Origin of the sequence: Mycolicibacterium houstonense (assembly GCF_900078665.2) — a bacterium.
Classification (GTDB): domain Bacteria; phylum Actinomycetota; class Actinomycetes; order Mycobacteriales; family Mycobacteriaceae; genus Mycobacterium; species Mycobacterium houstonense.
Genome location: NZ_LT546207.1, coordinates 978,205 through 990,421, shown reverse-complemented (window position 1 = coordinate 990,421; position 12,217 = coordinate 978,205). Strand labels below are relative to the sequence as shown.

Here is a 12,217-nt window from a genome sequence, read left to right as displayed (position 1 = left end):
GGGCAGGTCCAGTGCGTGCAGTCGCTCGATATCCCAACGGAAGTCCAGAATCACGTCCTGCAATTCTGCAGGCATTTGCGCTAGGAGCGGAAACGGCGCACGACGGAGCACAGCCGCATTATCGCGAAAGACTGACTGCGCCCACAACAATCCTCGTTGCGGCCATGTGCTACCTCCAGATCGGCTGGGTCGTGTTGGTCAGCAGGCCCGGCCCAAGATGCGTCCGACCCTGGCACGGCGGACGGGGAACGGTGTGTCGCGCCGGCGGGACTCGAATAACCAACTTACAGCCTGACATAATGTAGCTTATCGGTACAGATCCAAACTGGCGATACGTGATGACCAATGGCGTACTGCGTGCCTTCGAGTGTCCGATCCGGAACTAGTTGACAGTAATCCGGGAAAGCATGAGAGCAATCCGATTCTGCCCTGTTTTCCGGAACCATCTGAGAGTGCTGTTTTTGCAGCGTGTTCGATGTTCCCGGCCCACCGCGGCCGCTTGAATGCCGTGATCGCCGGCCGAATCCGCGATGATATGACAGTGCCGGACTGATTGCTCTCGGATCGTCCGCGACTGCCTGAGAGTGCCGGCTAACTACTCCCGCAACGCGGTTCGAGATCCGACGGATGCCCTACCTAATCGTCACAGTGACGTAACTGTGTGGTGTGGGGCTGGATGTGGCCGATCGAGGCTAGCTGGCCGAATTGCCTTCCTGCGCAGGGTTTTCCGTGCCTCGAAGTGGGTCGTCGAAGTTGTCTGGTACCCCGAGGTCGGGTAGCTGGCCGAACCGCCGCGGCCGGGCCGCCGCGGTGATCGTGTTGCCGGCGCAGGGGTCGGCGTCAGCTGTCTTGAGTACTTGGCTTTGGTATTCGTTGATGGTGATTCGCCCGGCGGCGAGTTCGATGAGCCGTTGCACTAAGTCGCGGTTGGGTGTCGCGCCTTCGATCATGCTATCGACGACGGCTGTTCGCACGGCATGTTGATCCTTGCTGGACAAGCCGCTGTTGTGTAGCAACTCGGCCAGGTTGGCCAAGTCGACGGGTTCATGATCGGCGGTCTCGCCACTCACTCCGTCAGTGTATGACGCGGTACCCGCGGAGGGCGACCCTTTCGTCACGGTGACACTTCTCCCCTGCTGCGGTAACGGTAAAGTCACTGTCCCGCAGCAGATTACGCATACCGTATCGCGCACGACCATTGCGGTGAGGGTTCATAGTGACCTTCATCGACCAGCACAGCGTTGAACCCCGCAAAACACGCATCGCGTCGTACCGGGTCGCCGTCCAGTTCTGCTTGGATACGCAAGGCTTTCTGGAACGTGCCAACAAACACCGTCGCGGTGGCGGTGTCGGCAAGCTCATCGATGCGTGAGGTGACAGGCAGCTCACGCACACCGGGGAACTGGGATGGTTTGGGGCGCTGCAGTCGATCCCACAATCCTGTGTCGAGCGTGCGGCGGATCTGGCGAACCAACGCACGCCTGGGCACCAGCACCAGCCAATGACGATCCGGCCGACTGTCGATCAGGCCAGCAATGACCGCTGTCTTGCCGGTACCGGTCGGCATGGTGACCAGCCCGGCACCACTCGGCGAGCCGCCACTGCCCGCAAGAAAGTTCGCCATGGCTTTCACCGCGTCACGCTGGGTGTGGCCACAACGCGCCGGCCAAAGAGGTGGGAAGTGTCACCTACATATGAAACCCTGTCGCTCGCCGCGGGCGGCACACCGACGCAGCTGTCTTGAGCCATCATCTGCATCCTCGCGGACATGCGCGACCTAACGCTTGGCCACTGCCCCACCCTGACCTCTAGTCGCGGGCTCACTCGCCCGCGCCCGCGGTATCGAGCCGCCGCGGGCGCGGGCCGCATAGGCCGGCCAAATCGGAGAGCGACAGCTGCGTTCCTGCAATCGCATGTTGTTGCGCAATGTATCCCGCGCTCTCGCCTTTCCGCGGACATTCCGGGCAGCGGGAGAATTGTCTACAGCGCTCGACAACCGTCCCAACTATCCGTCACCGTCACGTCATCCCGGAGCACGGCCGAACTCGGTGGCACGAGTCCGCGAAATGATGAGAGTGACACTGGATCTGACAGCTAGGGTCGGCGACGGGTTGACACGATGTTCGCGACAAACCGGCAACGAAGAGTATTGTGGATGAGGCTCAGGAGTGGCTTTTCGGAAGAGTCGACCATCAGACGTGGAGAGTCGACCGCGCACGACGATGAATATCGACCCAGACGTCCCTCACGTGCCCTCCTGAGCTTTTAACGCCCGGTTGCGGACGCAGTTCAAATCCGGTCGGTCATCACCGTGGCGGTTTGATGCCGCGCATCAACTTCTGCATCCTGCCAGTGCCTTTGCTGAGCAGCTGACGCTATGTGTCAACACTCGTCAGTTCACACGGTCGACGGGCCCGAGTCGCCTGTACGGAGCGCAGCTTCGTCGAGCATTGGCCGACCGGAGACTACAACAGTACGCAGCTCACAGCACCGGCACGCTTTCGTTCCTTTCGGATCGGAGAACGCTGTGTCAATCCTCGAACCACAAACCGGCTGAGGACAGCAGCGGGGTTTCCGTATTCCGCGAAGATCGGGACGCCTCGGCAATCAGTACCCACTGCAGCGGGTACCGATCAGGGGTGGACAGGATCCGCTTGCAGAGTTCATCGGGTATGGGGCCCTGCGCCACCCCGCCAACTGCGGCTGGGCCATGAGCCTCAAGCACTGCGAGCCAGTCATGCGACTCGGTCTTGAGCAGCGAAACCCCTGCGATGTGCAAGGCTGGCCATCCTGCGGGGCCGAATTTGGCCGCCTGCTCAGCGACCCGAGGTGTAAAGGCAGCTAGTAGATTCGGCTCAGCCATCATGATGTCTGTGTGGTGAGCAATCATCAGACCGACAGGAAGAGAAAGGTCAATCGCCGTCGCGGCAAGATCTGGTGGCAGTCGGCGACTGATATGCGACAGTCCTAGCCGGCTGGAGCTGGTCAAAAGAGCTGCCAGTTGGCCGGAATCAAGTGCGTCAGTATCTTCCTTGAGCCCACTCAAACATGCCTCTACAACCGTGGGAGCCGCGACAGCGACGAGGGCTAAGGCCCACACTGCGCGATCTGACACGGTTAGCGCGATACGCTGATCTAGCCACCACTGCATGTGATTCCGATTTCGCCGGATGTCATTGACCAGGCGGCCATAGTCGATCTCAGGGCCAAACGTCGAGCGCTTCGGGTCCATCGGTCCGACATCACGCCGCTTATTAAGGTCGATCGCAGCGCCGATCACGGCGATGTCGGCGGACAACCAGGACGGCCCGTAAACACTACGCAGAAGCTCGGCGGCATCGCTCCAAGGCGCAACGGTGTTGGGCGAGAGGCGCACCCTGTTCATTGCTTTCTGCACCTTGCCGAATACCGGATCAACCTTCTTGAGACGCCGGAATGCATCCTGCCGCTTCAGCGTTGGCAGCAGCTCATCACAATGCGGGGAACGCATCTCGAATAGACTTCGGTCCTCTGATTTGGCTAAGGCGATGAATTCACGCGGCGCTAGCGCGTTAACAAGATCGGGGACCAGACCGGTCCGCGGCGATACAACGTCGGAACAGTGCCCGGTTAGGACCGCCCGCACCATTTTACTTTCGACCGATGACCCGGATAGTGGCGCGATGCCAGCAGCGACTCCTGCAGATACCGCGGCAAAGTCAGCGAGGGCAAGTGCGGGAAGGTCGTTGATCTCGTCGAGGAGGCGTCCCGCAGCGACCGGGGCGCCAAGACGCAGCCACGCCAATTCGTCTGGGCCACCGAACATTGGCCGGGCATGCTCTAGCCACCACTGACCCACTGGATGCACATCCGCTTCGAGGCTGGCCGCCAAGCTGACCCGCTCCTGTGACACGACCTCGGCAGGCCGTGCCGCTGCCGCAGCCAGCAACCGCTCACGCAACATCGCCGACCCACGATCGGCCGGCAGTGTAGGCAAGGGTTCGGAGGAAGCGTTGCCGTGCCTTAGCAGACGGATACTGAGGTCATCACACAGCAGATCGACCGCACGCCTTTGGGCGGTGGTCTTGGAGGAGAACACGCCGTCAGCCAGAAGTGTCCACGTTGCGACGCGCTCCGACAGCGGATGTCTGGCCTCGATGAACTCTTCCGTGAGACCGTCAACCAATCCGCCGAGCTCGTTCGCGTGTGCAAATCCGGCAAAGAATCGGCTTGTGTTGAACCAGAACGGCCGCCGGATTAGGGCTTTGAGTACTTCCGACTTATCCGCCGATGCGTACTGAGAGAGATATTTCGCGGCGAAGAACTCGCGTACCGGTTGCACATCGAACTCAAACGTCCCCTGCGACTTGCTCGCCAGCGCCCAGACTCGGTCGGTCACGTCGGTGAACAACGCATCGACTAAAGCCGTGTCCTTCTGGGCCGCCGTCAAGTACCGGAAGATTTCCGTCTTCAAGTCGGTGGTGCCCAGCCGTCCATTGCTACCTTGCTGCTCGGCCAGCCCCTGCAAATGCCAACCGAGATAGGCGGTCACCTCCTCAAGGTTGTCCCGGTTGTCGCGCACCGATGCACTCTTCTCGGCCTCGCGGTTCAAGAAGGTCTTCATATAGTCGTCATAGAGCGGCGTCCGCTTGTCCGGTACTGAATGGCCTTGCAGGTGCAGAAGATAGAGCAGGATCGTCAACTGCATTGGGTTTTCCGCCAGTTGCGCGATGTGCGGCTCGGCGGTACGTGAATCGAAACTATGCATCAGTTCGCGTTTTGCGTGGTTGACGATCCCGCGCGCAGCGCACCACTTCCGCAGGTAGCTCACGCGTAGCTCACGATCTAGCTTCAGCAGTGAGATTGGTTCAAACCATTGGGCGCTGGGTTCGGGTAGCTCCGAGCTGTTCGGCCTAGTCGTGACAACAATTTTTGGGGGGACTGTGCTACCACCCCTCCATCGGCCTACGAACTTCTCGATCTCGGTGACGACTCGTTGACGCGTCTGACGATGAGCGACCTCGTCCAAGCCGTCGAACACAATCATTACCGGAAACCGTTGTAGAAGATCATCGACGGTTGCGATGTCGATGCTGTCGGATTCGGTGAGCGCCGCAAGGAAGACCGCGAGGAATCGCTCGATTGCGCCTGATTTTCGCAGCTTCGCCGGTGACTTCGTAGTCAAGGTCGAGTCCGCGTATGGATCGCAGCCGTCCAGCCAAGATCCATAGTCACGCAAGTCAATCCGCAACGGGACTCGAGACTGGCCAGGCTTCAGTGCAGGACGCTTGATCTTAGTTCCCGGTTCGTCTGGGACGAACTCCGACCGATAGATCTGCGAAAGGTACTGACCCAGAGTCGATTTTCCCTGACCTGGCTCGCCTCGTACGAGCGAGAACGGCTTCTGTGAGCGGACCAAGTATTCGACCGCACCGATAGGGTTCGGGTCCACCAGACTGACCGCGATCTGATCAAGATTTCGAGTCGGGTTCGGATAGGCCTTGACGTCAACGAACAGATCTTCGAGATCATCGTTATCGAGTTCGGCTTGCTTGAACTTCACCTTGACGTCCTGCCACCACTGCGCTTGGACAGCCTTGCGGACCAGCAGTGCGAGCCTGGCTTCAGTGGACTCCTCCTGGTCGGCCGATAGAAGAAACCGCATTGCTTCAGGGCCGGCCAGCATCGTTTGGAACCGCCACAGCACCGATAGCGGCAGCGCAGACACCAATGCGTCGATGTCGTCGCGCCACCAGCACTCCATAGAGTCCAGGCCGTACTCCGTCGCGTATCCAGCAAGCATCGTGTCGAGCTTGTCGATAGTGCCAGCGCCGAATTCATTCGGGCCAGTCGCAGCGGCCGCTGTACCAGCAACTGAAGTCATCAGAACGTAGCGGTTTGCACCGGCCTTTACCCGTGCCTTGATTTTGGCGGACTCCCCGGTGACCGCATTCTCTAGCCAGGTGAGAGGGTTTTTCACCGAATCTTTGGACCACTTGACCTGGTACACGACTTCACCGGAGCCGCTCTGTTGCGTGATGTCTCGCCCGCCATCCTTCTGCCCGACGGGGTAGCACGTGACCTTGTCGTACTTGCCGGCGATAAGAACATGACACAGCTTCTGGAACTGGTCCTCACCAAGGTTCTCGTACCAGTAGGGCCCAACAGGCATCCTCGACGACGGCGATGACGATACGGCCACCCCTCTGATTATGGTTGACGCACCGCTATTCGTAGTCGTCAATGCGGACGGTTCGGTCTGCAACATGCCGCTGACGTTGTATCGATTAGCCATTCGAGTCACGATCAACTGCGGGCGGCGGCCAACGGTGGGTGAGGCAGTAGGCGCGGACAGCGATCGGTTTGTCTCGTGCAACACCTTGATGCCCACTCGCAGCAAAGCCATGGTCCTTGCGCCCAGAGCGAACGTTCCGGGATCTGCACTCTCTGTTGCAGTTCTCGGCCGCGTTCCTGCCAACCCATGCTCACTGGACCGGTTGATCAGCGCTGGCTGGGTGACGCCGGTGCGAAAGTGTCGGCGTGCGCCGCGTCCCACCGTGTCGATGCGCTCAGGCAATGAAGAGGCCAGCACGCCGCTGGCATGGGTTGCGGTCCGAGGAACGGTTCTACCGGGCAGATATCGGGACAGCGACCATCGTGAGAGCCAAGGCCCGTAGCGAGAACCGGGGAGCGGGTAATTCTGGGGAGGCTTCGCGGACAACCTCGCGAGCTAGCGTGTTTGTCATCACCGTGGCCGAAAGCGTGGTCGCATAGTCGCCGAGTTCGGTTCCGGTCGTCGAGCGTCCGCTGCCGCGCTGCGCCCGCCTGCTCCGTTGTCTATGAACTTCGGCGCAAACCGCCGCGTGATAGTGCAAAATACCCCCATGTAATTATGGGGAGGCGCATTGGACGGCGGGATTGCCCAATTCTCGTAGCAAGCGGTCGCCGGCTCCATCCATCTCACAGTTAGCGAGGACGAGTCCATGCCAGGTGGCTATCAGGTGTCATCGAAGCAGCTCATGCGTCAGGCGCAGCGCGTCGCAGAGCTGGCGTCGGCTCGCAAGGTCGATTCCACACGGCATAAGTGCTTCGTCTCCTACCACGTTGACGATCTGTCCGAGGTCGAAACGTTCCTGGACGACTTCGGTTCAGAGTTCATACCAAGATCAGTCGGGGTCACAGTCGAGGACGACTTCATCGACAGTGACGACGAGGACTACATCAAGCGCCGCATCCGCGAACTCTACTTGTCCGACTCAACAGTCACGATCGTGCTGCTCGGCGCGTGCACCTGGGGTCGGCAGTTCGTCGATTGGGAAATCTCGTCCTCGCTGCGCAACGACACTGTCAACAAGCGCAGCGGTCTGCTCGTCTACCCCTTGCCATCGATGAACAACAGCGCCACACTCCCAGACCGCGTCAAAGACAACTGGATTAAGGACAACCAAACAGCTTCGTACGCCCGATACCTGGCATACCCGAGCTCAACGTCAAAAGTCCGAGACAATATTGAAGCCGCGTTCAGCGACCGCACTTCGAAAAGCAATCTTGTTGACAACAGCCGGGCACTGCGCACGACGAACTCGTGTCCGTAACACCACACAATGGTTGCCGAGCAATGGGAAGGATCGCGCATTGTCTGTGACCTATGAGATTCAGGTCGTGCACGCCGACCGCGATGATTGGCTCGCAGATCTTCGCCAGGCGGTCGCTTCCGAATTGCTAACGATCGGCATGCACAGGTCCGTCAGCGTCGATGTCACGGAATCCACACCGTCACCTCTAGCTCCTTCGGTAGCCGTCGCTCTAATCGGTCCAGCTGCACGGACCAGCAGAACCTTGGCTGACACGGTGAACGATGCCATCTCGCAAGGTCGCGTCGTTATCCCGGTAGTCGAAGACCTCGGTCAGTTTCAAGCGGTCGTTCCCGGAGAACTGTCGCCATTCAACGGATTTGAATGGTCCGGTGTCGAGCCTGAGCGCAGACTAGCTCGACTCCTCTTTGAAGAACTCGGTATCGAGGACCAGGACCGACGCGTGTTCCTCAGCCACAAGCGCGACGATGGGCTGGGTGCCGCAGAACAACTCCACGATGAGTTGACACACAATCGCTTCGTACCGTTCATCGACCGGTTTGCGATACCTAAAGGCGCAGACGTTCAAGCCCACATTGCCGACGCACTCGAAAGCTACGCTTTCCTGCTGGTACTCGAGACGCCACTCGCGTATCTGTCCGACTGGGTTTTCGACGAAGTCGACTACGCTCTCAGTCACACCATGGGCACCTTGATCCTCCAATGGCCAGGCAATCCCCAAACGCTTCCCGGGAGCGCAGGCGTTCCGCGAGTGCAGCTGACACCTGACGAAGTAACAACAGACAGTCACGGCTACGAAGTGCTCACACCTGACGGACTAGATCGAGTCATCCGCGAGGTCGAGCTCGCCCACGCACAGGGCATCGTCAGGCGACGACGAATGCTCGTACGCAATGTCGAAGATGCCGCACGCGCAGCTGGCGCGCGATGCGTTCCACTGCGGGACTGGTCTCTTGATATCTCCCATGCGGTCGGTCGTTCAATTGTCGGTGTAACACCCCGATTGCCGAACGCCCAAGACCTTCAACGCCTTGATGAAACGCGCACCGAGATTGACACTAGCGCGGACGCACTACTGGTTCATGCAGCGCGCCAATTGGGGCAGCCGACCCGCGGCCACTTGGAGTGGATCACCAAAGACCGAGGTCTCGAATTGATACCCGACAATGCGATTGGGGCACGCTGGTGATCAAGCCTGACCAGCAACGACTTACGGGAATTGCAATCTTTCTCTCCGCCAGCATCCCCAACCCTCTGCGTTGGCACGGCGCCTTTGATGCGCTCGAGATTACTGACGCGGTCGTATCTGCGGCGCGTGCGGTGTTCAGCGCGGGAGGAACGCTTGTAACCGCAGCCCATCCGACGGTCGCTCCTCTGCTGCTCTACGTCGCGGCCGAGCTGGAATCGGTCGATGCTCCACGGGTCTTGGTATATCAATCCGCTGTATTCGACGAGATTCTGCCCGAGGAAACGTTGCGATTCGAAGCCGCCGGAATCGGTACGATAATTCGGACGCCAGCGGCTGAAGGCGAACCTCCAGACCCAGCGCGGGCACCCCGGAGCCTCGATATCATGCGTAGGCAGATGATCGACGAAACACAGCCTGCCGCAGCTATATTCATCGGCGGAATGGGGGGCATCCCGGTGGAGCACCAGCTGTTCAGTGATCTTAGACCTGAGAGCCCGACCTACGCATTTGGCTTTCCAGGGGGTGAAGCACGATCGCTGGCCGAATCGACGCGAACGCAGTCTCCATTGCGCGAGCGTCTGGCGAGTGGAACGGTTTACCCAGCGATTGCTCGCGCAGTTGTCGATGACATCGCCAACTCAACGTAGACACTATGCACCTGGCACCAAGAGATGAACAACATGGCTCGACGCGCGTTCTTTAGCTTCCACTACGAGCGAGACATATGGCGCGCCAACGTTGTTCGAAACAGCTGGGTGACGCAAAACCGCCAGGCAGCAGGATACTTCGATGCCTCACTCTGGGAAGACGCACAGAAGAAGGGCGACGCAGCGATCAAGGCCATGATTGACTCTGCCCTGGTCAATACCAGCGTGACGGTCGTACTCATCGGACGGGAGACCGCTTCCCGTACCTACGTGAAGTACGAGATCGAACGCAGTATGGCCAGGGGCAACGGTCTCCTAGGTATCCGCATCGAGAGAATCCAAGATCGCTTCGGCAATACCGACACTGCAGGATTAAACCCACTGCCCGCCGAATACCCAATCTACCGTTGGAACATGGACAACGGGTACATAAACTTGGGTGCCTGGATCGAGGCGGCCGCTAACAAGGCCGGTCGGTAGGGTTATTCAGCACAGCTCCCTGGAGTCGATGGCCACAGCCGACAGCAGCTGAAAACATGTTGGAAAGGAGCCTCGGCCCCTCGCGGGAAACCTTTGGGCGTATGAAGCTGGTTGATTCCGTACTTGAGAGCTGACGATGTGGTGCAGGTCTACCGGCACAGAGGCATAGCCACCATCAGAGTCTGACTGGACCAAAGACCCTGACCCCCCACTTCCCCGCTATCGGTGATATCGACTTGCTGGCCTAGTTCGCGCGCCCTGACGTCCGCTTGGAGCGATGTGCGACCCTTTCGCAGCGACATCGGTAACCAACGTACTTCGCGAGACTGAACTTCACGTCGTACACATACGATCACGCTTCACGTGCCTCGGCCTCTGCCGCAGCCTGCCTTCACGCATTGTGTCCGAGACCTTTAGGTCATCCCGGATTTCATCCCGCACTCTCAGGTGTTCCCGGACAAATCACATCGAGTCGATCCGCAACCAATTGAGAGTGCCCAGGTCAAAACGTCGGTCCACTCTTAGCTTTTCCCGGATCGGACATCGAGGCCATCCCTGAGGGTTGTGCCAGTCCTGACCACGGCCAGCGTCTCTGGCATGGCGGCGCCGCGTCAACAACCTGTGCACTCCTGTGTGTCTACGTGGCGGGTGTCGGATTGACATTCTCGGAATCATCCGACATCGCCGGAAGCAGACGCCTAGATCACCTACCGGACTCGACTGCCGCCTCTTCCGTGTCGACGTTTCGCTGGGTGCATACGTCACGTGACGTTTGTAGGTACCTGTGGCTGGATGGCGACGGATGGTGAATTGTGTTGTCGACCATTGGATTCCGGGGCCGATAGCTCGCCGGGGCTTGAAGGGGTCCGTGGTGAGGATTCGCGACTTCGATCATGCTGTCGGCGATGGCGCCGGACAAAGGCGCCCCTGCGCTCCTGACGGGTCGTGTGGAGCAGCAGCTGGGCCAGAACGGCCAAGTGCCGGGCGTCATCGTGGGTTAAGGCTCACTTCGACCGCCTATGTACCACGTCCGAGGCAAGCGTGGGGATTTGTCACTGTGACACTTCTCCCGCCGGGGCTACTAGGGCGAAAGTTACTGATGGGCTTCGACTTTGGACAGCTGTGATGCGCCGGCACCGCGGCACTGTGGAACGTGACAGTATCCGGGCCGCTGCCATCTCTTGAGACTCGCTGCCCGACAAGCGCGTTGGTGACACCGTGCGCCGTTTAGGGCCAAAGGTCCCTACCCGAACGCCCACCGCCAAAATAACCTAGACCATGCTGCGGTGCCCGTGGGTTATCTGGTCAAGGGACGCGACGTGGCCACAGGGCCCGACCGCCCCACGCTCGTCGCGTTGCCGCAGCCGCCCCGCTGTACGTCCATCCAGCGGGGCGCCCTGACCGGAAATGTCCTCTGCTGCTGCGGAATTAGTCACCAAGGCACTTCGGTGCCGCTTCGGCAGCGTGATGAGTTACGGTCGGTCAGTCGTGGTGAGAGCCGCGATGTCTTGCGCGGTCAGGATTGTCGCGGCGCTTGGGCTGGGCAGCGCTGGCCAGCACGGCGAACAGGCCGACCGGGAAGACAGCGGCGACAATTGCCACGGCGGTGCGCAGTACGACGATGCGCAACAACATTTGGATGCTCCTCCCTCAATGCGGTGGCCCACGTGGCAAGGCCTGGGGCCGATCGGTTTGCCACCCACGCGGGTATCTAGCAGCTCAGCTGATCGGCCTCATCGAATCTAGAGTCCTTGGACCCTTGAGGTTCCAGATCGCCCAGTAGTTCAGGTTCGGCCTGTGAACCGTCAGTTCGGCGGGGACTTAGGTCCCTATACGTCACCGGCACCCGGTGCGACGATCGTGCCATGGTCGATGAATTGTCAGCGGGTTTGATATCTGTGGCGGATCTCGTCGGTGATGCGGTGATTCGGGTGCCCTCCGACGCCACGGTCGCGAGGGCAGCGCAGGCCATGGCCGAGGCCGGGATCGGCGCAGTGGTGGTTGGCGACCAGGACCGGCCGGCGGCACTGGTGAGCGAACGTGACGTCATACGTGTCATCGCCGCCCAACAGGATCCGGCTTCGGTACGTGCCGTTGACGTGGCGACCACGAATCTGGTCTGGTGCGAGGCCTCCGCCACCGTCGAACAAGTGGCCGTTCGGATGACCGACCGCCACATTCGACACATTCTGGTAGAACGCGCCGGTGTGTTGGTAGGCATCGTCTCCGCCCGAGATCTGCTCGGCGTCTATGCATCTGAGGCCGAACCCTCAGTTTGAGCCCACGGACGATTGCCGCATCGGCGTGCGCAGCTGGACCGGGCACTG

Annotated in this window: 8 protein-coding genes and 1 pseudogene; 5 read left to right on the top strand and 4 right to left on the bottom strand. The window is 60.1% G+C overall.

From position 1 onward, the window contains the following. Positions 1-692: 692 nt before the first annotated feature. The 3 genes and pseudogenes from BN4332_RS04870 to BN4332_RS04860 form a co-directional block, all read right to left on the bottom strand. Positions 693-1,070, bottom strand: a complete 378-nt coding sequence (locus tag BN4332_RS04870) for an antitoxin VbhA family protein (RefSeq protein ID WP_066897420.1) — start codon at positions 1,068-1,070, stop codon at positions 693-695. Between the two features lie 101 nt (positions 1,071-1,171). Further along, a pseudogene (locus BN4332_RS04865) lies at positions 1,172-1,636 on the bottom strand (DEAD/DEAH box helicase family protein); the annotation flags it as partial. Between the two features lie 894 nt (positions 1,637-2,530). Then, complete coding sequence (locus BN4332_RS04860; protein ID WP_160110809.1) at positions 2,531-6,247, bottom strand: NACHT domain-containing protein; 3,717 nt, start codon at positions 6,245-6,247, stop codon at positions 2,531-2,533. 733 nt (positions 6,248-6,980) lie between these two features. Here BN4332_RS04860 and BN4332_RS04855 point away from each other — a divergent pair. The 4 genes from BN4332_RS04855 to BN4332_RS04845 are packed head-to-tail and all read left to right on the top strand — an operon-like array spanning position 6,981 to position 9,890. After that, a complete protein-coding gene (locus BN4332_RS04855; protein ID WP_235654019.1) occupies positions 6,981-7,574 on the top strand; it encodes a TIR domain-containing protein in 594 nt (197 codons plus the stop codon). 46 nt (positions 7,575-7,620) lie between these two features. Then, entirely contained in the window at positions 7,621-8,763 is a 1,143-nt protein-coding gene (gene thcB4, locus BN4332_RS04850) for a Thoeris type III anti-phage system protein ThcB4 (RefSeq protein ID WP_074132973.1), read from the top strand. Then, entirely contained in the window at positions 8,760-9,410 is a 651-nt protein-coding gene (gene thcA / locus BN4332_RS33140) for a Thoeris type III anti-phage system protein ThcA (RefSeq protein WP_160110808.1), read from the top strand. The genes thcB4 and thcA overlap by 4 nt, the downstream gene beginning before the upstream one ends. 24 nt (positions 9,411-9,434) lie before the next feature. Then, entirely contained in the window at positions 9,435-9,890 is a 456-nt protein-coding gene (locus BN4332_RS04845; RefSeq protein WP_235654018.1) for a TIR domain-containing protein, read from the top strand. A 1,482-nt stretch (positions 9,891-11,372) separates the two neighbouring features. On the opposite strand, the gene BN4332_RS33135 is transcribed toward BN4332_RS04845, so the two are convergent. Further along, positions 11,373-11,525: a hypothetical protein gene (locus BN4332_RS33135; protein WP_160110807.1), complete on the bottom strand. Its 153-nt coding sequence runs from the start codon at positions 11,523-11,525 to the stop codon at positions 11,373-11,375. A gap of 230 nt (positions 11,526-11,755) precedes the next feature. On the opposite strand from BN4332_RS33135, the gene BN4332_RS04840 reads away from it, so the two are divergent. Further along, the gene (locus tag BN4332_RS04840; protein WP_066897415.1) at positions 11,756-12,169 is read left to right on the top strand and encodes a CBS domain-containing protein; all 414 of its coding nucleotides are present in this window, start codon (positions 11,756-11,758) and stop codon (positions 12,167-12,169) included. Positions 12,170-12,217 lie beyond the last annotated feature (48 nt).

Bases quoted from the DNA above. Each gene is read 5' to 3' on its own strand.
- BN4332_RS04860 (WP_160110809.1), bottom strand. From the start codon at position 6,247: ATGTTGCAGACCGAACCGTCCGCATTGACGACTACGAATAGCGGTGCG.
- BN4332_RS04845 (WP_235654018.1), top strand. From the start codon at position 9,435: ATGAACAACATGGCTCGACGCGCGTTCTTTAGCTTCCACTACGAGCGA.
- BN4332_RS33135 (WP_160110807.1), bottom strand. From the start codon at position 11,525: ATGTTGTTGCGCATCGTCGTACTGCGCACCGCCGTGGCAATTGTCGCC.
- BN4332_RS04840 (WP_066897415.1), top strand. From the start codon at position 11,756: ATGGTCGATGAATTGTCAGCGGGTTTGATATCTGTGGCGGATCTCGTC.